The organism is Parapedobacter defluvii (assembly GCF_014642075.1).
In the GTDB taxonomy this organism is placed as follows: Bacteria; Bacteroidota; Bacteroidia; order Sphingobacteriales; family Sphingobacteriaceae; genus Parapedobacter; species Parapedobacter defluvii.
Genome location: NZ_BMIK01000006.1, coordinates 145,899 through 170,696, shown reverse-complemented (window position 1 = coordinate 170,696; position 24,798 = coordinate 145,899). Strand labels below are relative to the sequence as shown.

At 48.4% G+C, this 24,798-nt stretch carries 18 protein-coding genes; 11 read left to right on the top strand and 7 right to left on the bottom strand.

Annotation, left to right across the window (positions count from 1 at the left end; genetic code table 11):
- Positions 1 to 19: 19 nt before the first annotated feature.
- The 6 genes from IEX60_RS11245 to IEX60_RS11220 all read right to left on the bottom strand — a co-directional run bounded on the left by IEX60_RS11245 (position 20) and on the right by IEX60_RS11220 (position 8,479).
- Complete coding sequence (locus IEX60_RS11245) at positions 20 to 967, bottom strand: D-2-hydroxyacid dehydrogenase (RefSeq protein ID WP_188750601.1); 948 nt, start codon at positions 965 to 967, stop codon at positions 20 to 22.
- Between the two features lie 84 nt (positions 968 to 1,051).
- Positions 1,052 to 2,119: a 3-phosphoserine/phosphohydroxythreonine transaminase gene (gene serC / locus IEX60_RS11240; RefSeq protein WP_188750599.1), complete on the bottom strand. Its 1,068-nt coding sequence runs from the start codon at positions 2,117 to 2,119 to the stop codon at positions 1,052 to 1,054.
- A gap of 147 nt (positions 2,120 to 2,266) precedes the next feature.
- Positions 2,267 to 3,634 (bottom strand): sigma-54-dependent transcriptional regulator, encoded by a 1,368-nt coding sequence (locus tag IEX60_RS11235; RefSeq protein WP_188750597.1) that lies wholly within the window; start codon positions 3,632 to 3,634, stop codon positions 2,267 to 2,269.
- 32 nt (positions 3,635 to 3,666) lie between these two features.
- Positions 3,667 to 4,959, bottom strand: a complete 1,293-nt coding sequence (gene icd, locus IEX60_RS11230; protein ID WP_188750594.1) for an NADP-dependent isocitrate dehydrogenase — start codon at positions 4,957 to 4,959, stop codon at positions 3,667 to 3,669.
- Between the two features lie 6 nt (positions 4,960 to 4,965).
- On the bottom strand, positions 4,966 to 7,098 hold the full coding sequence (locus tag IEX60_RS11225; protein ID WP_188750592.1) for a cation:proton antiporter: 2,133 nt from the start codon (positions 7,096 to 7,098) through the stop codon (positions 4,966 to 4,968).
- 178 nt (positions 7,099 to 7,276) lie between these two features.
- Positions 7,277 to 8,479: an ABC transporter permease gene (locus IEX60_RS11220; protein ID WP_262892316.1), complete on the bottom strand. Its 1,203-nt coding sequence runs from the start codon at positions 8,477 to 8,479 to the stop codon at positions 7,277 to 7,279.
- A gap of 89 nt (positions 8,480 to 8,568) precedes the next feature.
- Here IEX60_RS11220 and fmt point away from each other — a divergent pair, with 89 nt between their 5' ends.
- Positions 8,569 to 9,510, top strand: a complete 942-nt coding sequence (gene fmt / locus IEX60_RS11215) for a methionyl-tRNA formyltransferase (RefSeq protein ID WP_188750588.1) — start codon at positions 8,569 to 8,571, stop codon at positions 9,508 to 9,510.
- A gap of 255 nt (positions 9,511 to 9,765) precedes the next feature.
- Complete coding sequence (locus IEX60_RS11210; protein ID WP_090972378.1) at positions 9,766 to 10,626, top strand: sigma-70 family RNA polymerase sigma factor; 861 nt, start codon at positions 9,766 to 9,768, stop codon at positions 10,624 to 10,626.
- A 77-nt stretch (positions 10,627 to 10,703) separates the two neighbouring features.
- Here IEX60_RS11210 and IEX60_RS11205 read toward each other — a convergent pair whose 3' ends face one another.
- Positions 10,704 to 13,535, bottom strand: a complete 2,832-nt coding sequence (locus IEX60_RS11205; protein ID WP_188750586.1) for a M16 family metallopeptidase — start codon at positions 13,533 to 13,535, stop codon at positions 10,704 to 10,706.
- A gap of 196 nt (positions 13,536 to 13,731) precedes the next feature.
- On the opposite strand from IEX60_RS11205, the gene IEX60_RS11200 reads away from it, so the two are divergent.
- The 9 genes from IEX60_RS11200 (at position 13,732) to IEX60_RS11160 (ending at position 24,787) form a co-directional block, all read left to right on the top strand.
- A complete protein-coding gene (locus tag IEX60_RS11200) occupies positions 13,732 to 16,161 on the top strand; it encodes a heavy metal translocating P-type ATPase (protein WP_188750584.1) in 2,430 nt (809 codons plus the stop codon).
- 136 nt (positions 16,162 to 16,297) lie between these two features.
- Positions 16,298 to 16,516, top strand: coding sequence for a heavy metal transport/detoxification protein (locus IEX60_RS11195; RefSeq protein WP_188750582.1), 219 nt, complete (start codon positions 16,298 to 16,300; stop codon positions 16,514 to 16,516).
- Between the two features lie 98 nt (positions 16,517 to 16,614).
- The gene (locus tag IEX60_RS11190; RefSeq protein ID WP_188750580.1) at positions 16,615 to 17,463 is read left to right on the top strand and encodes a DUF3347 domain-containing protein; all 849 of its coding nucleotides are present in this window, start codon (positions 16,615 to 16,617) and stop codon (positions 17,461 to 17,463) included.
- Positions 17,460 to 19,598 (top strand): multicopper oxidase domain-containing protein, encoded by a 2,139-nt coding sequence (locus IEX60_RS11185; RefSeq protein ID WP_188750578.1) that lies wholly within the window; start codon positions 17,460 to 17,462, stop codon positions 19,596 to 19,598. The genes IEX60_RS11190 and IEX60_RS11185 overlap by 4 nt, the downstream gene beginning before the upstream one ends.
- Before the next feature lie 30 nt (positions 19,599 to 19,628).
- Positions 19,629 to 20,297: an HAD family hydrolase gene (locus tag IEX60_RS11180; protein ID WP_188750576.1), complete on the top strand. Its 669-nt coding sequence runs from the start codon at positions 19,629 to 19,631 to the stop codon at positions 20,295 to 20,297.
- Positions 20,290 to 21,045, top strand: coding sequence for a sulfite exporter TauE/SafE family protein (locus IEX60_RS11175; protein WP_188750574.1), 756 nt, complete (start codon positions 20,290 to 20,292; stop codon positions 21,043 to 21,045). Before IEX60_RS11180 ends, IEX60_RS11175 begins: the two co-directional genes overlap by 8 nt.
- Before the next feature lie 77 nt (positions 21,046 to 21,122).
- Entirely contained in the window at positions 21,123 to 21,539 is a 417-nt protein-coding gene (locus IEX60_RS11170; RefSeq protein ID WP_188750572.1) for a Fur family transcriptional regulator, read from the top strand.
- 206 nt (positions 21,540 to 21,745) lie between these two features.
- Positions 21,746 to 23,716 carry a heavy metal translocating P-type ATPase gene (locus IEX60_RS11165; RefSeq protein WP_229717528.1) on the top strand — a complete coding sequence of 657 codons (1,971 nt, stop codon included), beginning with the start codon at positions 21,746 to 21,748 and terminating at the stop codon, positions 23,714 to 23,716.
- Positions 23,717 to 23,905: 189 nt separating this feature from the next.
- Entirely contained in the window at positions 23,906 to 24,787 is an 882-nt protein-coding gene (locus tag IEX60_RS11160; RefSeq protein ID WP_188750568.1) for a sugar phosphate isomerase/epimerase family protein, read from the top strand.
- Positions 24,788 to 24,798 lie beyond the last annotated feature (11 nt).

The window sequence follows — 24,798 nt, the reverse complement described above, 5'->3', positions numbered from 1 at the left end:
CTCACCGTTTCCCGCTATGTTATTTCTTTAAGTGCTCAATAATCAGGTTAGCCAGCTCCTCTCCGATGCGTTCCTGCGCTTCATTAGTTGCCGCACCGATGTGGGGAGTTAGGGACACCTTCGGATGCGTGAGCAGTTCCTTCCTGGGAGTAGGTTCGTTATCGAATACGTCGAGACCGGCAAATGCTACTTTTCCGCTGTCAAGCGCCTCTATCAGGGCAAGTTCATCGATCACACCGCCGCGCGATGCATTGACGATTCCCACTCCCGGTTTGAGTAATGCAAACTCAGCGGAACCGATGATGGGTTTATCCGTAAAGGGCACGTGCAGTGAAATGAAATCAGCACGTTCCAATAAATCCGCAATTTCTACCTGTTGAATGGGAACATCTACGGTGATACCACCTGACAGGGTTAAAGGCAGGCTCTTGGGGGCTTCGAACAGATCACTTACAATGACATCCATACCGAGGCCCAGCCCCACCTTAGCCGTTTCCCGACCGATCCGCCCAAAACCGATTACACCGAGCGTTTTGCCGCGCAGTTCGACTCCTTTGGCATATGCCTTTTTGAGTCCTCCAAAATTCGTATCGCCTTCTACGGGCATTTTGCGTTGTGAGTCGTATAAAAACCGGACACCACCTAACAGGTGCGCAAATACCAGTTCGGCTACGGATAACGAAGATGCAGCTGGTGTATTGACCACCGCTACTCCTTTTGAACGGGCATACTCCACATCGATATTATCCATGCCTACGCCTCCCCTGCCAATGAGTTTCAGATTTGGGCATGCGTCAATCAGTGCCTGCCGTACTTTGGTTGCACTGCGCACGGTGATGGCATCGTATGCTTGCAATCGTTCTGCTAATTCTTCCTGTGGTATGTGGTTGGTATCTACGGAAAACCCTGCATCTTCAAGCAATTGTCTACCCAAAGGATCTATTCCGTCATTTGCTAAAATCTTCATTTTTTTTAGATGTGAGATGTGAGATGTGAGATGTGAGATTTGTGACCTAAGACAATCTCACATCTGGTGTCTCCTATCTTATATTTACGAATTTTTTTCTTCAAACTCCTGCATGGCGTCAACCAAGGCGTTGACCCCGGAAATACTCAACGCATTATAAATGGATGCCCTGAATCCGCCTACGCTCCGGTGTCCTTTCAACCCCACCAATCCCCTTTCCTTTGCCAGGTCAAGGAATGCAGCCTCATGGGCCTTATCTTCCGTTACGAAGGTTACGTTCATCCGGGAGCGATCCTCTTTTGCGGCTGTACCCTTGAAAAGCGGATTGCGGTCAATCTCGTCATAAAGTGTACGTGCCTTGATAATATTTTCCTGTTCAATCACTTCCACTCCACCCTTTGCTTTTAACCACCGCAGGTTTAGCATAGACACATAAATGGAAAATACCGGAGGGGTATTATACATCGAACCGGCTGCAATATGGGGTTGGTAATCAAATATCGTGGGCAATGTCCGTCCGGTTTTCCCCAACAACTCATCCTTTACAATCACGACGGTTGCACCTGCCGGCCCCATGTTTTTCTGTGCACCGGCGTAGATCAGTCCGAAATCGGACACGTTGATTTTGCGGCTCAGGATATCCGATGACATGTCAGATACCAATGGAATGTTGCTTTGCGGTGTTTCAAACACTTCGGTACCAAAAATCGTGTTGTTTGACGTGTAATGGAAGTATGCCGCATCAGCCGGGATGTCATAGCTTTTGGGAATGTATGTATAGTTTGCATCGGCAGACGACGCCACAACGTCTACACCTCCGATTTTCTTAGCTTCCTTGATGGCTTTGCTTGACCATGTTCCGGTGTCCAGGTACGCTGCTTTGCCCCCTTCGGGAAGCAGGTTCATAGGCACCATGGCAAACTGGGTACTTGCGCCCCCTTGCAGGAAGAGAATGGAATATCCTTGGGGCACGGAAAGCAATTCGCGCACAAGTCTTTCTGTTTCGGCCATTACGGCTTCAAATTCCTTACTCCGGTGTGAAATTTCCAGAATAGACAATCCGGTGTCATTGAAATTAAGTACTGCTTGGGAAGCCTCCTGGAAAACTTCCTGGGGTAATATGCACGGTCCCGCTCCAAAATTGTGTTTCATATACGCTTTTTTGTTAATCTCACGATAACTCGTGTTTATTTCAGCTGAAAGGTGTATGCTGTTTAATTGCCCGCAAAAATAATAATTATTTATTGAAATTCATTCAATAATTTTTATTGTTTGTTGCGAATAATTCAATAGAAAAGACTACTCAATGCCGTATTTTTCCATCTTGTTGTAGAGGGTCTTCCGGTCTATGTTAAGCATTTGGGCTGCTTTACTTTTGTTATACTTTGCTTTTTGCAACACATCCATAATCAGTTTACGCTCATGAGCCTCGCTATGCAGGCGCAGATCGGGATTATCGGAAGAGGGTTTGGGCGTTGCACTGTCCGGATTCTTGAGGACAAAGACCATTTCTTCGGGAAGCGCCGAAACTTCGGCCCGGCTACCGGTTGAAAGGAGTACCATCCGTTTGATTACGTTTTTCAGTTCTCTCAGGTTTCCCGGCCAATCATACGCACCGAAAATCTCCATCACTTCATCAGACAGCTCACTGACCTGCCTGCCAAGTTCTGCATTCGCCTTACTGATAAAAAAATCAACAAACTGCTGGAAATCGCTCCGTCGGTCCCTGAGTGCGGGCACAATAATTTCAAACTCGTTGATGCGGTGGTAAAGATCTTCCCTGAATTTTCCTGACCCCAGCAGGTCTTCGTTAGTTGCCGCGATAACCCGTACATCTACGTTGATGGTTTTATTCGCGCCCACAGGTTGGATCACTTTTTCCTGCAAAGCCCTCAACAATTTGACCTGCACATCGTAGGAAAGGTTGCCTATTTCATCCAAAAACAGCGTACCACCGGAAGCCTCTACAAATTGACCTGTTTTGTCGTTAAGGGCACCGGTGAAAGAGCCCTTGACGTGGCCGAATAATTCACTGGAAGCTAGTTCTTTCGAAAGCGTACCGCAATCGATCGACACGAAAGGCTTATCCGCCCGTTTGCTCATGCGGTGAATCGATCTTGCGACATACTCTTTACCTGTACCGCTTTCCCCACGGATCAAGACCGACATATCGGTGGGAGCTACCAGGGCAATGTAGTCATGCAGTTTACGGGCTGCCGCGCTGGTTCCCTCCACGAAGTCTCCTTCTTCCGCATTTGCTGCACCGCTGGGCTGATTGCGCAGCGCAGGGCGTTCCCGCTCGGCCGATTTGCCTTGCAGCGCTTCGTTTACGACCATCAGTAGCTCATCTGGATTAACCGGTTTGGTGATGTAATCAAAAACTCCCTGGCGGATGGCTTTCACGGCTGTGCGGACATCGTTGAAACTGGTCATAATAATAGAGGGAATCGTTTTGTCTTCCGCCCGTAACGCCTCCACAATATCCAGCCCGATGCCGTCACCTAACCGGTAGTCCAGCAGAATCAGGTGAAATGTATGGTGCTTAAGTGCCTCAATACCGCTTTTTACGCTGTATTTTACGACCACTTCAAAGCCCTTTTTCTTTAAAAAGTTTTCAAGTATTGTGGCAAACGTTGTATCGTCCTCTACCAACAGAATATTGGCCATGTATCAAAGATTAAAAATGTAGTCTGTCTGTTTTAGTATATCGAACGGTCAAAGCCGGCTTTTATTTTATCGACAATCGCCGTTGCGAATTCGCTCGTTTTTAATAATTTTCCATCGGTCATTTGATTAAAGAAATCCACGGTGACAGTTTTCTGCAGAATGGTTTCCTGCAGTGCTTCCACAATCGCCGTAGCTGCTTCACTCCAGCCGATGTATTCAAATAGCATAACGCCGCTCAGAATGACGGATGACGGATTCATGCTGTCTGTATCTGCAAACCTCGGGGCTGTACCATGCGTGGCCTCAAAAACGGCATAACCTGTATGGTAATTGATGTTTGCGCCCGGTGCTATTCCTATGCCGCCCACGATGGCCGCCAATGCGTCTGAAATGTAGTCGCCATTGAGGTTCAATGTAGCAATAACGGAATAATCTTTGGGATTTAATAGAATTTGCTGCAAAAAATTATCGGCAATCACATCTTTGACAATGATTTTCCCTGTGGTTTCCGCCGTTTTCAATTCCGTGTTTGCCTGTTGTTCACCCAGCGCCTCTTTGGTCCGCTCCCACTGCGCCCAAGTATAGGTATATTCGGCAAATTCGGTCTCCGCAACTTCATATCCCCATCCCTTAAATGCGCCTTCGGTATACTTCATGATATTTCCTTTATGCACAAGCGCTACAGAAGGTAATCTGTGTTGGACTGCGTGATTCAGGGCGGCGCGGATTAACCGCTTTGAGCCTGTCTCGGAAACGGTTTTTATGCCGATGGCTGTATCTTCGGTAAAGTTAAAATCCACAGCCATTTCGTAATGGAGGAAATCTTTCACGCGAGCAGCCTCAGCTGTGCCTGCGGGGAATTCGATGCCGGTATAGATGTCTTCCGTGTTTTCCCTGAAGATCACCATATCCACCAGTTCCGGATGTTTCACAGGCGATGGCACGCCTTCAAACCAACGGGTTGGCCGTTGGCAGACATACAGATCGAGCGCCTTGCGTATGGCTACATTTAGGGAACGTATACCGCCCCCTATGGGTGTGGTAAGCGGTCCTTTGATTCCGACCAGGTGATCCCGGATGGTATCTATGGTGACTTGCGGGAGCCATTCACCCGTTTGATCGAACGCTTTTCCACCAGCCAGTACTTCTTTCCAATTGACCTTGCGCGCCCCACCGTATACGGTTTCTACAGCGGCATCAAATACACGGACTGCAGCTCGCCAGATATCGGGACCAATGCCATCGCCGATGATAAACGGGATGTCCACGTGATCAGGAACGTCAAATGTTCCATCGGATTTTTTTGTAATTCTTGTAGGGGCCATGAAACATCAATGTTTATCCTTGGTAAAGATGCTACCGATACCTCTGCCAATCCGTTGCAAAATCGGTGCGGCGGATATATCTTCGTATTCGTCTAATGAGTATCCACCCCTCCTGCTCGGGAAAATCAATATCCGGTTATGCTGTGCATAAATTTTACCCAACTTTTTGGGAATACCGTCAAACGAGTGACGATAGGATACTTCGCCCTGACGCGCAGAGATAAACACAACAAAATCATTTTCTTTTACAAATGTGCGCAGCCCCGAGAGATCATCCCAATCCTGATAGCTCGAAAATAACACACGCGAACTATTTTTGTTTCGCTCAATGTATTCCGTAATGGCCCGCTCCGTCCGGGTATCACAAACATATAAAATAGGAATAGACAGTTCCTGACTTAATCTCAGTATCTTTCCCATGCAAAAATCGAATCCAAGTTCAGATTCAGATAACGGCGGGCAGAATACAACAATACGTTTTTGCATCACCAACGACTTATCCACATGACACATAAACAGGTTAGCGTCGGTCTGATTGAGGATACTTTCAGTTTTTTCCCCTACCATCTTTTCGATGATACCTGGTTTGCTCGGCCAGCCAAGCAGGATGCCATCTGCGTCTTCTTCCCGGGCCGCCCGGCTGATGCCATTCGCGATGTTATGATCAATTGTGGCAATCATGCTTACTTCGGTTTCACTACCTGATGCGTATTTGGCGGTCGAATCCAGATTTTTACGAGCTCTTTGCAGGTTCTGCTCCGCCATTTCATTGTTGGGGACAACCGTTAATACCGTAATCGGATGGGGGGAATGTTTGCTTTTAATCAGTGTTGCAAAATCCAACAGGGATTCCATGTTGTTAAGATTTGCAATGGGCAGCATCAACTGTTCTTCCCGCGCTATATTTTTCTCGCTGGGCACTTCATCCTGCTCACCTGCCAATACGACCTTCTTGGATGCCGCCTCCGTTGCCAAGGAAGCAACAATACAGGTTACCAAGATCAGCACGATGGTGCCGTTAAGTACATTTTCATCAATGATCCCGTATCTGTGCCCAACCATGATAACAGCCAGCGTTGCCGCCGCGTGCGCGCTGCTTAGTCCAAAAATCACTTGCCGCTGGGCGGAAGAATACCGAAAAGAAAGTTGTGTGAACCAGGCAGCAATCCACTTGCTAAAGATGGCTACCAACGTAAGTGTCGCCGCAATGATTAGGGCGGCGGGTCCATTCAGCAATACGCTGATATCTACGATCATGCCCACGCTGATCAAGAAAAAGGGGATGAAGATCGCGTTGCCGATAAACTCGATCCGATTCATCAGTGCGGACGAATGGGGAATCAGTTTATTGAGTGCCAGGCCAGCAACGAATGCGCCGATGATGTGTTCGAGACCAGCAATTTCGGCCAGAAAGGCAGCAAAAAAAACTACAAAGAGCACAAAAATATAATGTGCTGTCTTTTCTCCTTCTATCTTCTGGAAGAACCATTTGGCAATCCGGGGGATAACCCCGAACATAATCAGCAGGAAAACTGCAAATGAAAATCCAAGGGTTAGCCAGAACTCTTTTCCGAGCTGGCCCTGAGAAGCACCGATAATAACCGCAAGTATAATCAGTACCGCCGTATCGGTAAGAATGGTGCCACCGATGGTAATGGCTACCGCCTCATTTTTTGAGATTCCGTAACTGTTTACCACCGGATACGCAACCAGCGTATGTGTGGCAAACATACTGGAAATCATGATACTGGACAACACATCGTATCCCAGCACGTAGTAACAAACCGGATAACCGATGAGGATGGGAATTGCAAACGTGAAAAATCCGAAAAGAACACTTCTATGCCGGGTTTTCCGGAATTCATTCATGTCCAATTCCAATCCGGCAATAAACATGATATACAAAAGCCCGATGGTGGAAAATAAGTCGACTGCTGAACTTCTCTCCAGCAGGTTCAGTCCATGTGGTCCGATAACCACCCCCGAAAGGATCAACCCGATAATTCCCGGAATTTTTATCCTGCGTAATAATATGGGTGATAAAAGAATGATGAAAAGAATGAGTGCGAAAACGAGCACAGGGTTGCTCAAAGGGATGTCAAATGCGTGGCTGATATGGTCGAGAAAGTTTTTGATCATAAATAACAAGTTTCTTCATCGCAGCAATGCAATAAAGACGCCCTCAAACTTAGGCAAAGTTGCCTTTTTATGCAATTATAATCGCGTTAAATAAAAAGCAACTAGTGGAATTCTCCCCCGCTGCCAAGAGACGACTTTAGGGAGGAAATATAATAAAATCAGACCACAATTACCTATTTTATTGAAACTGGATGGCTTTAATCGGGCTGATTTTACTGATTAGATACGATGGAATCAACAATACGGCCAGGGTAACCACGACAACGCCTGCGTTGAGGAAAACCACCTCCAGCAAGGTGATGCTGACCGGAACATAGGAAACATAATACGACGCTTCGTCCAGTTTAAAATACCGGGTGTGATCCTGGAACCAATACAACCCTCCGCCCAATAGATTGCCTAAAAGTAAACCCAACCCAATTAAATAGGCCGCCTGATACAGAAAAACCTTTCGGATTCCCCCATCTGTATACCCCAACGCTTTTAACAGGCCGATCATGGACGTACGCTCCAAAATGATGATCAGCAGGGCGGATATCATATTTACGGTGGCCACCACCATCATGAGGATTAAAATAATGACAGTATTAACGTCCAATAAGTCCAACCACTGAAAAATTTCAGGTAGTTGGTCACGTACATTCACCGCATCCACTTCGATCGGCAGTATATCCCGGATTTCGTCGGTCACGTCGTTGAGTCTGTTGAAATCCGCGATGGATACCTCGTACCCCCCTACCTCGTCTTCGCTCCAGTCATTGAGCCTACGGATCAGGGAGAGAGAGCCGACCACGTAGGTTTTATCCAGTTCTTCCACCCCTGTATGATAAATGCCGGCAATCTGGAATTTGCGACGTCTTACAGGCTCCTGAACAAAATACATGATAAAATCGTCGCCCACGGTTAACTTCAGCCGATTGGCGGTATATTGTGAAATCAGAATCTGCCCGGATGCATGGGTACTGTCCGAAAAATCGATGGGCTGCCCGGCTACCAACAACCCGTTCAGAAAACGGGCATCGTATGTGTCATCGATCCCTTTAAGCAATACACCCTCCACCTCGTTGTTCACATTGATGATGCCGGGCTTTGTTGCAAAATAATGAATGGATGAAACACCGGAAATGTCTTTCAGTTCCTGCACCTCGGCAGTCGTAAGTGCAAACGGCGTAGGCTCGTATGACATATTGAGGTCATATTTGCTGAGTACGATATCACCGAAAAAGCCACGCTGTTTAGCTGTTATTTCACCTTTGAACCCTTTAAGCACCGCGATGGATAACAACATGGCGGCAACCCCCAATGTAATGGCCCCAATGGCAACCCGGACAATGAGTCCCGAGAAAGTCCGCTTGCCGCTGATGGCTGCCCGTTTTGCCAAAAAATAAGGGAAATTCAAGCCTTTCGATATATTTTGTACCTTTGCAAAGGTAAGACACGAGATTAGAAATACGAAATCAGAAATTCAAGATGCGCATTATTTTCATGGGAACTCCTGAGTTTGCCGTTGCTTCACTGGATGCGCTGCTGGAAGCCGGAGAAGATGTGGTAGCGGTGGTTACCGCACCGGACAAACCGGCCGGCCGGGGGCAGAAACTTCAGCAGTCGGCAGTAAAAACGTACGCTATTTCGCGCGGGATCCCGGTTCTCCAACCCATAAAGTTACGTGATCCTCAATTTCTAAGTAATTTAAAATCGTTAGGAGCCGACCTGCAGGTGGTTGTTGCTTTCCGGATGCTGCCGGAGGTCGTTTGGAACATGCCTCCTTTGGGAACGGTCAACCTTCATGCCTCCCTTCTGCCCCAATACCGCGGTGCAGCCCCCATCAATCACGCAGTTATCAACGGCGAAACCGAGAGCGGCGTCACTACGTTCCTCCTGCAACATGAAATTGATACCGGTAACATTTTGTTCACTGAAAAAGTGGCTATCGGCCCCGACGATACGGCAGGTGATCTACATGACAAGTTGATGGCGGTCGGTGCCGGATTGCTCGTTAGGACCGTAAAAGCCTTAGCAGCGGGGAAAACCAACCCCACTCCGCAGGGACGTCTGGCTCCGGGGGATGTGCTAAAACATGCTCCAAAAATATTCAAAGAAGATGGCAAAATCGATTGGAACCGACCGGTTGATGATGTATATAACCTGATCCGGGGGCTGAGCCCTTATCCTACCGCCTATACCGAACTGGATGGACAGGTGTTGAAGATTTTTAAGGCTACCAAAGAAAAGACCGCTGTTAACCACCCTGTAGGCACATACTTCACTGATGGGACGTCGTTCCTGAAGTTCGCGTGTCCGGATGGTTATATAAGCATACAGGAACTTCAGCTCGCCGGAAAAAAAAGAATGGACATTCAGGCATTTTTGAGAGGATATCGCTCAGATTCTGTCACAATTTTCTCACAATGAAACGATGAATGATCCCGCCTATTTCGCAAATAAAAACATAAATACCTAAAAATAAACATATTAATAAATAAGCCCAATTTCACACTGCCATTCTGACACAAATTATTTGGAACACTTTTTGTTAAAGAATACATTAAAAAAAAATCCGATAATTTCCTCTAAATCAGACAACTTTTTCCAAAAAAATCAGTTAATATGATGGAGAAAAGTCGTATTTTTGCAAACTTTTTAGAAAGGAAGGTACTAATATATTAAATGAGACAGCTCAAAATTACACAATCCATTACCAATCGGGAGTCGCAGTCGTTAGACAAGTACTTGCATGAGATTGGTAAAGTAGACTTAATTACAGCCGAAGAAGAGGTCATCCTTGCCCAGAAAATTCGGGAAGGCGATCAGGCTGCGTTAGAGCGGTTGACCAAAACGAATTTGCGTTTTGTGGTTTCTGTAGCGAAACAATACCAAAACCAGGGGCTTACCTTGGGTGATTTAATCAATGAGGGAAACTTAGGTTTAATCAAGGCCGCCAAACGGTTTGACGAGACCAAAGGATTTAAATTTATCTCTTATGCAGTTTGGTGGATTCGTCAATCCATCCTTCAGGCCATTGCAGAGCAATCACGTATTGTACGTCTTCCACTTAATCAGGTAGGTTCACTAAGTAAAATCAGCAAAGCCTTTTCCAAATTGGAACAGGAATATGAGCGGGAACCCTCACCGGAAGAATTGGCTGACATTTTAGAAACAACGGTAGACAAAGTTTCCGATACGCTGAGCAACTCAGGCCGTCATGTGTCAATGGATGCACCGTTTGTACAGGGTGAGGAGAATACGTTGCTGGATGTGCTGGAAAACAGTGATCCGGATACAGACAGTACGTTGATCGATGAATCGCTTTCTGAGGAAATCAAACGTTCATTGGCTACGCTTACCGAGCGTGAACGGGAAATCATTGTATTGTTTTTTGGCCTGGGTTCCAACCATCAGTTGTCGTTGGAAGAAATCGGCGAAAAATTCAACCTGACTCGTGAACGCGTTCGTCAAATCAAGGATAAAGCCTTGCAACGGCTCCGTCATACTTCACGCAGCCGGATCTTGAAATCCTATTTAGGTTGATTATTAATTTTATCATTTGTCAAAAAAAGCGCCCTGTTCAGGGCGCTTTTTTATTGACAGTGGTTTGGACGTGGTACTTATTGCGCCTCCGGCATTAACATGAATTTGAACAGTCGTTCTTCAACGAGGTATTTATTCGCCACCGCTTTTACGCTTTCTACGGTCACATTGCTCAACTCATCCAGGTATCTCAGGATATAGGCGGGATCTTCATTGTTTTGATACGAACCCGAAAGGTGCCCTAACCAAAAGCTGTTTTCCCTGAGCTGCACTTCCAATACACGTTTTTGTTCACTTACAAACTTATCAATATCGACCTGTTCCGGACCGTTTTGCTTAATTTTATTAATTTCATCCAAAGCGGATTTCATCAACGGTTCCACTTTGTCGGGGCTGGTGCCATACGCCACGCTGAACGAATAACGGTGGCGGGGATATTTGGTGTAAGAGGCACGTGCGGCCACACCGTAAACTCCGCTTTCAGCTTCCCGAAGCCGTTCAATCAATTTGATATTCAGGATACTTTCCAGTGCATCTAACTGCATGTTTTCGTCTTCCGAATAATCATATTCGCCGAAATAATACAAGCGTACGCTGGATTTTTGTTCTTTACCCCGGTATACGGTACGTTCCAATCCTTTTTCAGGCGGATAAATACCTAGATCGCGTGCTGCTTCCTTTCTTCCCACATTGGGCAAGCCTCCCAGGTATTCCAATATCAACGGCATAATCTCATCCTCGGTAAAGCTACCTACAATTGTTACTGTGAAATCAGTTGCATCCGCAAACCGTTCCTTATAAATCTCATAGGCTCGTTGGGGATCGATGAGATCCACCTGTTCAACCGTCATGCTGGTACGACGGATGTTATTGTGATATAAAACAGCGTTGATGGTATCCGCAAAAACAGCATCCGGATCATCCAGCCGATTGGCAAGCGAAGCCTTTATCCGTTGCATATACCCGTGGAAAACATCCATGTCCAGCCTTGGTACCGCAAAATATGCATAAATAAGCTCAAAGGCCGTTGGTAGATCCTTCTTGCCGCTGGAAGCACGGAATCCTTCGGTAAGCTCGCCAATGTAAGGTTGCACGGAAACATTCTTGCCACTTAGATACTTGGTAAGCTGAGTAGCGTTATACGGGCCGAGACCGCTTCCGCCCACCACCGAAGCGGCATAGGCAGCCGAAAGGAAATCGGTGTCGCTATACAGGGAAGTGCCTCCGGGACTGAAAGCTGTGATATCAATTTCATCGTTTTTGAAATCCGTCGGTTTCATCACGACCTTTACCCCGTTGCTCAATGTCAGTTCGGTTACTCCCAATTCGGGTTTCTCAACCCGTTTGCTTACCGTTCCGGCCTGCGGGGGCGTTTCCAGAAGGGGTACATCCTGCATGTTGTCATCATAAGGCGCTAGGTCAGCGTCCTTGATTTCCGTCATCCAGCCGGTTACCGCAGTTTCATCAGGCAGGCTGTCTTTATCTTTATCGGGTGCTAATATGAGGATATCACGGTTATGGTCTACGTAGTACTGCTTGCCCAATGCATTGACGTCTTCTATCGAAATCGTGCCGATGAGCTGTTTTCCAAGCTGATAGCGATTTTCGTTGCTCAATGCACGTTCTCCTTCCAAAAAATGGTTGAGGTAACTATCCACGTAGCTTTGTGACTTGCGCTTATCCCGCTCGGCATAAGCCGATTCCAGACCGGTCAAAAAATTGCTTTTGGCGCGATCCAGTTCAGTCTCCGTGAAACCGTATCTGCGGATGCGCTCGAATTCGGTCACGACCGACTCAAACCCACGTTTGATTTCGCCGGGTTTGGCAACCACATACATCGTAAATGCGTCCAATCCCCTCAAAAAACCACCGATACTTCCTCCTCCCTGGATAAAGGGAGGATCCGACTGGCGCGTAAGCTCTGCGAAACGTGCCCCCGCCATCTGGTTGAACAACGACTTCGATAGCTGCATACGGTAATCGGCTACGGTTCTTACTTTTGCTTCGGGATGCTTGACAACCACCTGCACCACCGTTTGTGGCATTTCCGGATCCGTCACCGCCAAAAATTGATTCTTGCCGGTCAACGGAATCTCGTATTCATCACGAGTCGGTTCCTGCTCGGGATTTTTCAGGTCAGAAAACAGTGTCTTGATCTGTGTTTCCATTTCGGATACATCGATATCACCCACAATTATGATCGCCTGCAGATCGGGCCGGTACCACTTGCGATGAAAGTCACGGAGTGTTTCGTAAGCAAAGCCTTCAATATTTTCCTTTGTGCCTATCGGCAACCGTTTTGCATAGCGCGATTGGTTGAGAATCATTGGCAGATACTGATCGCGCATACGCTGTTCCGCACCGCGCCCCCCCAGCATCTCATTAAGCACCACACCACGCTCCTTGTCAATCTCCTCTTCATCGAGTAAGGCATCCTGCGCCCAATCGCGTAGCACCTGCAGTCCGTTTTTGAGCAGCTCGGGATCATCCGATGGTATCGGCAATTGGTACACCGTTTCATCAAAACTTGTGTAAGCATTCAGGTCTGATCCGAAACGTACACCCGCCTTCTGCAAGTAGTTCACCAGCTCATTCTTAGGGAAGTTTTTCGTTCCATTGAACTGCATGTGTTCGAGGAAATGTGCTAGTCCCAGCTCGTCTTCCGTTTCGAGTATAGACCCCACCTTCGTAGCAAGGTACATCACCACACGGTCTTTGGGTTCCTCGTTATGACGGATGTAATAAGCAAGTCCATTTTCAAGCCGCCCTCTCACCACCGTCCCATCCATCGGCAGGGTGTCAGTAAGCGGAACATTGCCGGCTTGTTGGGCGGTTGACGCCTGGATTGAAAGCAAAAGGAACAGGAGTGGTAACACCACCGCACTGATCAATCCGTTTTTGTTATGCATACGATATTATTTAATTCAAAAGGTATTAACTTGATTCTGAACATATGGTTACGGCTCAAAAATAGTATTTTTTTGCACTTTCCGGCACACGGTACATCCGATAAATTTATCCATTAAACCATAAACATTTCCCATCATTCCATAAAACTTCCGGTAAGTTAACACCGACATTTGTAGTGTTCAATCAGAAAAAGTTATGGGACACACAAACAATACGATATACTTGCCACTTGAAAACGTCGACAGCGAGCACTGTGCAATGATTGTAGATAAGGGATTGGCAGAGATACCGGAAATCAGCAACCATCACGTCGAACTGAACAATCGCCGTGCTGTAATTACATCCGGCAATGCGATTGATGCCATACCCCGGGCCGTAGAAAAAATCCGTGATCTGGGTTATGGCGTTTCCACCGTAAAACAATCTTTTCCGGTGCTAAATCTTTCCTGCGCTTCCTGCGCCAACAGCACGGAAACCATCCTCACGGCTCAGCCCGGCGTGCTTTCTGCAACGGTCAACTATGCCAATGCCACTGCGCAGGTGGAATACGTACCAGGCATCACGGATGCCCAGCAATTGAGGGCAGCCGTTCAATCCATCGGATATGACCTGATGGTTGACGACTCGGCAGAAGCCGCTGAGTCGCTGGAGGCATTGCAACAGTCTCACTTCAAGTCGTTGCAAAAACGTACGATCGGTGCCATCCTGCTATCCATACCGTTGGTCATCATCGGAATGACCCCGGCACTGATGAACCAGGGATGGGCCAACTATAGTATGTGGTTGCTGGCTACACCCGTCGTATTCGTATTCGGTCGGCAATTTTACGTCGGCGCATACAAGCAGGCTAAACACCGCTCAGCCAACATGGATACCTTAGTAGCCCTGAGCACCGGCGTTGCATACCTGTTCAGCGTGTTCAACGTGCTCTTCCCCGGGTTCTGGCATAGCCGTGGATTGCATGCACACGTATATTTTGAATCGGCCGCTGTGGTCATCGCCTTCATCTTACTGGGTAAATTGCTGGAGGAGCGGGCAAAAGGAAATACTTCGTCAGCCATCAAAAAATTGATGGGTCTACAGCCGAAGACTGTAACCGTGGTGCATGGAGGCGGCCATCAACAGGAAATCCCTATTGCTAAAGTTACTGTGGGTGACATACTCTTGGTAAAGCCCGGCGAAAAAGTCGCGGTTGATGGTACTGTAGTCTCCGGCAACTCCTACGTGGATGAAAGTATGATCAGCGGTGAACCGGTACCCGTAGCCAAGCAGCCGGGAGCTGCGGTCTTTGCCGGCACCATCAATCAGAAAGGGAGCTTCCAGTTTAAAGCGGAAAAAGTAGGCGGAGCCACCTTATTGGGTCAGATCATTAAAATGGTGCAGGACGCCCAGGGCAGTAAGGCCCCGGTACAGAAGCTGGTCGACCGGATAGCCGGAATTTTTGTGCCGATCGTGATCGGTATCGCCATTCTCAGTTTCGGACTGTGGATCGTTTTCGACGGGCAGGAAGGATTTACGCACGGCTTGTTGGCATTGGTTACAGTGCTCGTTATCGCCTGCCCCTGTGCGCTCGGGCTAGCCACCCCTACCGCCATCATGGTGGGCGTGGGCAAAGGCGCCGAACAGGGCATCCTGATCAAAGACGCCGAGAGCCTGGAACTTGCAAAGAAGCTGGATGCCATCGTGCTTGATAAAACGGGTACCATTACGGAAGGCAAACCAGATGTCGTAGCCCTGCATTGGTTTGTACCCGAAACCGGCGAACTGCGCAACCTCCTATATAGCATTGAGAAATCGTCTGAGCATCCATTGGCCGATGCGGTGGTGAAGACACTTGCCGACCAGGCCGCTTTCCTTCAAGGCATAACGGTAGAAAACATCACCGGACAGGGTATACAGGGCACCTACGGCTCGAAGAATTACCTGATTGGCAATGCCGTGCTATTGAAAGACCATGGCATTGCAGTAAATGAGCACGCACGGCAGTGGATCGATGACCAATTGGAACTTGCCCATACCGTCATCCATTTTGCGGACGAATCTACGTTGCTGGCAGCCGTTGCCATTGCCGATAAGATAAAACCTACGTCGGTAGAGGCAATCAGCAAATTGCAGTCGGCCGGCGTAGACGTCTATATGCTAACCGGCGACAACGAGCAGACGGCGCAGGCGGTTGCCGAACAAACCGGAATCAATCACTACAGGGCGAACGTACTACCCGCCGAAAAAGCAGATTTCGTGAAGGAGTTGCAAGCAAAGGGGCATGTCGTGGGCATGGTGGGCGACGGTATCAATGACAGCAATGCCCTTGCCCAGGCCGATGTGGGTATTGCGATGGGCAAAGGCAGCGATATCGCCATGGATGTTGCTAAGATGACGATCATCTCAAGCGACCTTACGCGAATTCCCACTGCCATCCAGCTTTCGAGGAAAACGGTGGCTGCCATCAAACAAAATCTTTTTTGGGCGTTTATCTATAATATCATCGGTATTCCGATTGCAGCCGGACTGTTATATCCCATCAACGGATTCCTGTTGGACCCGATGATTGCCGGTGCCGCCATGGCACTCAGCAGCGTGAGTGTGGTGAGCAATAGTCTGCGGCTTCGGTTAATTGATAATTGATAATTGATAATTGATAATTGTTAATTGTTAATTGTTAATTGTTAATTGATAATTGATAATTGATAATTGATAATTGATAATGATGGTTAGGGAAAAAACAAAAACACAGCAAACAAAAACACATTTAAAAAACAATATGGAAACTACACTTAAATTCAAAACAACGATTAACTGCGGTGGCTGCCTGGCGGCCGTAACACCTTCTCTCAACCAGTCTGTTGGCGAAGGAAATTGGCAGGTAGATATTAACAATCCGGATAAAATCCTGACGGTAAATGCCAATGCTGCCGATGCGGATACGGTTGTTGCGGCGGTCAGCAAGGCCGGGTTCAAAGCAGAATCTGTAGTACAATAAATGTAATAAAACACGGACGACGCAGAAAAACAACACCTAAATCAGCGGAAAAATCCGTTCAATCCGCGTCATCCGTGTTCAATCAAAACTAACTTGTCATGAAGATTACTTTGTTATTATCGATGTTACTCCACATAGGGAATATGGCACCCGCACAGCTCCCGAATGCGAAGACAGAAACCTTCCGTATCGCAGGCAATTGCGGTATGTGCAAGCAAACCATCGAAGCTGCCGGCACCAGGAAGGGTGAAAGTGTCCTATCCTGGAATGCAGATACCCATTTTGCGGAGCTTACCTACGATTCCGCAGCAACAACTGCCGATGTGGTACTGAAACGGGTAGCCTATGCTGGTTACGACAACGAACATTACCTGGCTCCTGCCGAAGCTTATGCTGCATTAAAAAACTGTTGCCAATATGAACGTGCTCCACAGGCTACCGCGCTAACAACGAACAATGACCCGGCACGCGTTGAACACGGCATACCCCATGCCGATCACCCATCACCGACCACCGGTCACCATTCACCTGTAGACGGTGTGCTTCCCTCCTACTTCAAATTGAAAGACGCCCTTGTAGCTGGCAATGCGAAAAATGTGTCTGCCGTTGCAGCGGATCTGTCCAAGCAGCTGGAAGGGCTATCGGCACCGGAAGCCAAAGAGGCGGCCACCCATGCAGCCGCGGTAGCCAAGGCCAAAACCCTCGAAGACCAGCGGATCCGATTTGCCGCGCTGTCTGAAAGCCTGTATCGCTTCACGAAAACGAATTCGCCTTCGTCTTTGGTTTATTATCAGCACTGCCCGATGTATAACAAAGGAAAAGGTGCCAACTGGCTGAGCAACGAGAAAGCCATCCGGAATCCTTATTACGGAGACCAGATGCTAACCTGTGGCAATGTCGTTGAAACACTGGGTGGAAAGGATGCTGAAACACATTCACACGAATGAGGGGCATCCATAACATACATAGGGTATTATTGGTCTTGTTGTTGACGGCCAGTATGTCGGTGGCTACCGCACAGCAGACGGTCCGTTACGATCTCGACGTCACCGATACGGTGGTTAACTACACCGGGAAAACCCGGAAGGCCATCGCCATCAATGGGCAGCTGCCCGCTCCTACCCTTCATTTCACCGAAGGTGACACCGCGGAAATCCACGTGCACAACCACATGCATCACGAGACATCCATCCACTGGCATGGCATTCTTTTACCCAACGAACAGGACGGGGTTCCTTACCTGACCACGGCCCCGATCAAAGGTATGAGTACCCACGTATACCGGTTTCCCATCCGGCAAAGTGGCACGTACTGGTATCATTCACATACCATGCTGCAGGAGCAGATCGGCCTATACGGCGCGTTCATCATCCATAAAAGAAATGAGCGCCCGGTAAATGAGGAGGTCATGCTGCTGAGCGATTGGAGCGACGAAAATCCCCACCAGATCGAGCGGTCGCTGCACCGGGCGACCGACTGGTACGGCATCCGGAAAGGCGCTGCCCAAAGCTATGGCGAAGGATTGATGTCCGGACATTTGGGCACCAAATTCGTAAATGAGTGGAAACGGATGCATGCCATGGACGTGAGCGATGTCTATTATGAACGCTTCTTTGTGAATGGCCATGCGGAAGAACAACGTCAACACTACCGCAAAGGCGATAAGGTTCGGGTACGCATCATCAATGGCAGTTCATCCACATATTTCTGGCTTACCTATTCGGGTGGACCCCTTACCGTGGTGGCTTCGGATGGCGCCGACGTAGAACCGGTAACCGTAGACCGGCTTATTGTAGGCGTATCAGAAACCTACGATATAGAAGTGACCATCCCGGCAGACGGAGCTGCTTACGAGTTGGCGGCGACTTCTGAAGACCGCATGGGCCAGGTATCCCTGTGGCTAGGCGATGGCGTCAAACAGCTGAAGCAACCGCTCGGCAAACTGGATTATTTTGAAGGGATGAAGATGATGAACGGCATGATGACCGTGGGTGGCAATATGAAAGATATGGGCATGAACATGAGCCTGCAACAGATGGACATGAATGTGGTCATGTATCCCGAAGGAAACAGTCCGAAGACGCTCAATTACGCCATGCTGCGGTCGCCCCAGCCCACTACACTACCAGACAAGCCTTTCCGGACACTCCATTTTGAGCTGACCGGCAACATGAACCGCTATGTGTGGACCCTGAATAACCGCACGGTGTCCGAGAGCGATAAAATCCGGATCAAAAAGGGAGAAAACATCCGTATTATCCTCACCAACAATTCCATGATGCGCCACCCGATGCACCTGCATGGTCACTTTTTCCGGGTAATCAACGGGCAGGGCGACCATGCGCCATTGAAAAACGTATTGGATATCATGCCCATGGAAACCGATACGTTGGAATTCAACGCCTCGGAAGAATACGGCGACTGGTTTTTCCACTGCCACATCCTCTATCACATGATGAGCGGCATGGGCCGGATCTTCACGTATGAACATTCGCCGCCCAATCCACAGATTCCCGATCCGGAAAAAGGCCTGCGTAAGGTATACGCCGACGACCGGCGATTTTACCTAGGTGCTGAAATCGGTATCGAGACCAACGCGAGTGATGGCGACGTTGTGCTGGAAAATACACGCTGGGCCTGGCAGACGGATTGGCACCTCGGCCCCAACAAGCGCCGTGGCTACGAAGTCGATACCCGCTTCGGTAGGTATCTCGACCGTAACCAGTTCCTAATGGTCTTTGTTGGAGGAGAATGGCGCTACCGTGAAGGTGGACATGCCGACCGCAACTGGTTTGGACAGGTTAATACGAAAGATGACCGCACGGCTTTCAACATCGGATTGCAATACACGCTCCCCTGGTTCATCGTGGCCGATCTGCGTGTGAACCACAAGGGATACGTTCGTCTGCAGATTGAGCGGGATGATATTCCCATCACTACACGGCTGCGGCTGCGGGGACTCTACAACAGCGACGGCGAATACACCGTGGGTGCGAAATATATCCTCACCAAATACCTGGCGTTATCTAGCCATTACGACAGCGACATGGGTTGGGGAGGTGGATTAACATTTACGTATTGATTCGTATCAAAAAGCCTTACATTTGGGGCCATGGATAACTACGCGGTCATTTTTGACATGGATGGTGTCATCGCGCACACCAATCCTTACCATTCCGAAGCATTCAGGCAGTTTTTTGACAACTATAACGTTCCCTATACCGATCAGGAATTCGAGGACCACATGTATGGCAAACACAACGACTACATCATGCGGTATTTTTTCAAGCGTGAGCTCAGCGACGAAGAAGTCAAACGCCTGGCTGATGAGAAAGAGGCCTTGTTTCGTGAAATCTACCGCTCCCATTTAGAGCCCATCGCTGGATTACCGGAATTCCTCGCCGCACTCAGATCCGAGGGGATCCACATTGGTGTTGCCACATCCGCGCCGCGCGCTAATCTGGATTTTATCCTTGATGGCCTCGCCTTACGGCCGTTGATGGATTCCGTCTTAGCTAGTGAAGACGTAACTGCCCATAAGCCTGACCCGGAAATTTACCTGAAATCAGCTGCAAATCTGGACACCCGGCCCGCGAACTGTGTAATTTTCGAAGATTCTTTTTCAGGCGTATCTGCAGCCATCAATGCCGGAGCCAAGGTGGTCGGTGTGCTTACCTCGCATACAAAAGAACAGCTACCTCCCTGCCAACACTATGTCCGGAATTATTACCAGGTTGACGTAGCAAAAATCAAGCAAATGCTGGCAATTCATCATGCCTGATTTTTCCAACCTGCTGCATGGCCCCGGAGAGTGGGTTCTTTTCTTCTTCTGCGCGATGCTCATTGGTATGTCTAAAACAGGCGTCCAAAATATCGGTACGGCAACCATACCTGTTTTCGCATTGCTTTTCGGCGCCAAACACTCGACCGGTATTGTACTACCTATGCTTTGTATGGCCGACTTATTGGCTGTCATCTATTACCGGAAAAAATTCCATCGGGATCTCGTAATCAAGCCCATGCCCTGGGCACTGATGGGATTGGTTGTTGCCCTTATACTGGGACATATGGTTCCTGAATCGGGCTTTAAGATACTAATGGGTGGATGCGTTCTGCTGGGTGTGGTGACAATGGCCGGAATGAATCGTCCCGAATCGCTGAACAAGGTTACAGCATCACGTTGGTTTGCACCGGTAATCGGGTTTGTCCTCGGTTTTTCCACCATGATTGGCAATGCTGCCGGCCCTATCCTCACCGTCTATCTGTTGGCCATGCGGCTTCCCAAATTTGCATTTGTAGCAACGGGTGCGTGGTTTATCATGATCTTAAATTACCTAAAAATACCCCTTCAGATTTTTGTTTGGGATAATGTGTCCTGGGCAGGCTTTACGCTCAGCCTAACTGCTCTCCCTTTTATTCTCGTGGGCGGCTTTGTTGGCATCCGGATTGTCCACATCCTACCGGAGCGACATTTCAAAATACTCATGATTACGTTAACAATCGTATCAACCTTATTTTTGCTGATTTAGCGGGATTACTTTAAGGTGGATACACAAAACGGTCGGCATCCGATTAATTTATGTACCTTTGTATTGCTGGGATACCGATGAATGAGAAGCAACTGACAACGATTTTGAATGCCCGCTCGGTTAAGCCAACTGCGATGCGGTTGTTGGTGCTTGACATGCTCGCACGGCAGGAAACTGCGATCAGCCTATCAGATCTGGAGGAACAGTTTGACAAAGTAGATAAAGTCACCCTATACCGCACACTGAAAACCTTTGAACAGCACAAGATCATCCACAGCATAGATGATGGCACCGGATCCGCAAAATATGCCCTATGCAGCGAAGGGTGCGAGTGTAATCCGGGCGACCTGCATGTTCATTTTCATTGTCAGCTCTGTAAACGGACATTCTGCCTCACAGAATATACCATTCCGGCCATAAACCTGCCCCATAAATTTATACTGAAAGAAATGAATATGGTATTAAAGGGGCTGTGTGAAGATTGCTCGAACTAAATTTGCAAATCGATTGCATACTTTTTGGGATTATCTTTGTCATACTATGGATATAATGACCTGACATGTCAGTGCCTCATTCAAAAAGGTGCTGAAGGCAATAAGTCCCGATGGAAACTCGGGTTCATTAAACCATATAAAAGCAAACTGCGAGGCATTCATGATGCCATATGAAAGCAGACAACTGAATGAATAATGATTTTCTAATGAAACCTCAAAACCATACGACCTGCTGCTCATCGGAAGACAGTATTTCTAACCACATACATGTTGATGGAGACGGTCATAATCACGTTCAAAGCAGCGGTCCTTCCCTATTCAGGCTTTTCCTTCCGGCTATCATCAGTTTTGCGCTCCTGCTATTGGGCCTGGCCTTTGATAACGGATGGCTTCCGCATCCTCCTTTTTTCGGCGGTTGGGTACGTTTCATAGGGTATGCCGCTGCCTATGTTCCCGTGGGCGGGCCGGTTATTCTGGAGATGTTGCAGGCCTTCCGGAAGAAAGAAATCTTTTCGGAATTCACTTTGATGGTCATCGCCACACTGGGAGCCTTTTTTATCGGGGAATATCCCGAAGGCGTGGCGGTCATGCTCTTCTATACCGTGGGTGAAAATCTGCAAGGTATGGCCGTACGCCGAGCCAAGGGAAACATCAAGGCACTGTTGGACCAGCGGCCGGACGAGGTGACCCTGATAGAACAGGGCAGTCCCCGCACCATAAAGGCCAAGCAGGCTCGCATCGGACAAACCTTACAGCTTAAGCCCGGTGAAAAGTTGGCCTTGGATGGGGAATTAGTTTCCGACCGCGCGGCCTTTAACACCGCAGCACTCACCGGCGAAAGCAAGCCGGATACAAAAATAATGGGCGACACGGTATTGGCAGGCATGATTAACCTGAACACCGTAGCGCAGGTACGTATCACCGCTGCGTATAACGACAGTAAACTCAGCAAGATCATCGCATTGGTACAAGATGCCACGTCACAAAAAGCACCAACTGAACTATTCATACGTAAGTTCGCCAAAGTTTATACGCCCATTGTGGTATTGCTTGCCCTGCTGATCACCGCGTTGCCTGCCCTGTTTGTAGCTGATTACATGTTTACGGATTGGCTGTATCGAGCGCTGGTCTTTTTGGTTATATCCTGCCCCTGTGCGCTTGTCATCTCCATCCCGCTGGGATATTTCGGTGGTATTGGGGCCGCCAGCCGTCACGGTATCCTGTTCAAAGGAAGCAATTTTCTGGATACATTGGCCACTATTCAGCAAGTCGTAATGGACAAGACAGGTACCCTCACGAAAGGGGTATTTACCGTGCAGGATATTTTCATTTCGGAGGAGTTTGATCGGGATGAAGTACTCGCGTGGACCAATGCATTGGAACGCAACAGCACCCACCCGGTTGCCACAGCCATCCATGATTATGCCGGCCCCGTAGATGAGGCCCTTCGGTTGGAGGAGATCGAGGAAATTGCGGGCTACGGTTTGCGGGCCATGTTAGACGGCAAGGAACTTCTGGTAGGTAATTTCAAACTGCTCGACCGGTTCGGGGTTAAATACGATGTTTCAATCGGCAATACCGCTCAAACCCTGGTTGCCGTCGGTTATAGTGGCCAGTTTGCTGGATACCTGACTATAGCCGATGAAATTAAACCGGATGCGACTAAGGCCATCCGTGAACTGAAGGCATTGGGTGTCACCCCCACGATGCTCAGCGGCGACCGCACAACCGTTGTCCGCGAAGTAGCTGACAGCCTGAATATATCCCAGGCATATGGAGATTTGCTGCCAGAAGATAAGGCAGAGAAGATCAAGGAAATGAAAGCATCCAATTGCCGGATTGCTTTTGTTGGCGATGGGGTAAATGACGCCCCCGTTGTGGCACTAAGCGATGTGGGCATCGCAATGGGTGGTCTAGGCAGCGATGCCACCATTGAAACGGCCGATGTGGTCATTCAGGATGATATGCCCAGCAAGATACCCGTGGCAATTCGTATTGGCAGGGCTACACGCCGTATTGTATGGCAGAATATTACAATGGCTTTTGTTGTGAAGGCTGTAGTCCTTATTCTCGGGGCAGGTGGGCTGGCCAATATGTGGGAAGCCGTCTTTGCGGATGTAGGGGTGGCCTTGATCGCCATTGGCAATGCCATCCGCATTCAGCGGATGCATTTCTGAGGGTATTGGCTTTTGGTAGTAAGTCGCTTTTCAGCGGCAGCCGAGTAGACCGCTAAATGCGTAGCATTCATGTACCGATGGAAGCAGGCCGTAGCGAATAACGTTGCTTTTTATTGAACACAATTATAATTGCATATAAAAGCAACTTTATCTAAGTTTGTCCATTACTACTTACCAATTGATAAAACTATGTACAGTATTAATAGAAAGCAATTCATTAGCACGATTTCGCTATTGGCCGGTTCATCTTTGCTTCCTGCCTCTACTTGGGCAGCAGCGAAGGGAAAATATGCGACAAAGATGAAATTGGGACTTGTCACCTATCAATGGGGGAAAGACTGGGATGTGCCTACGTTGATCAAAAACTGCAAGGATACGGGAGTACAGGGAGTCGAGTTGCGGGTAGACCACGCCCACGGGGTAACCCCCGAAATGACTAAGCAAGCGCGTTTGGCCGTCAAAAATCTATTTGCTGACAGTCCGGTAACGTTCGTGGGCATGGGGACCAATGAACAATACGATTTCCCGGATAAGGATAAACTTAAGGCATCCATTGCACGAACCAAAGAATTCATCCAATTAAGTGCAGATATTGGCGGTAGCGGGGTCAAGGTCAAACCGAATGCCTTTCACCCGAACGTGCCAGGGGAACAGACGATGGCCCAGATTGGTGCAGCCTTAAACGAACTGGCGGCTTATGCAGCCGATTTCGGCCAGCAACTCCGCCTGGAGGTCCATGGTAACGAAACGCAGGAACTGCCAAACATCAAGACCATCATGGATCATGCCGATCACCCCAACGCCACGATTTGCTGGAATTGTAATCCGGAGGATCTGAACGGCCAGGGATTCCAATACAACTTTGACCTGGTAAAGGACCGTCTGGGCGATACCATCCATGTGCGGGAGCTGGATCGTACGGATTATCCGTATGCGACGTTGCTGAAAAATCTGGCCGACATGGATTATAAGGGCTGGATCCTGCTGGAATGTCATACCAACCCTGCAGATAAAGTTGGATCCATGCGGGCACAACGAGCTGTGTTCGATCGCATGGTATCCAAACTTTAACGGATTATATG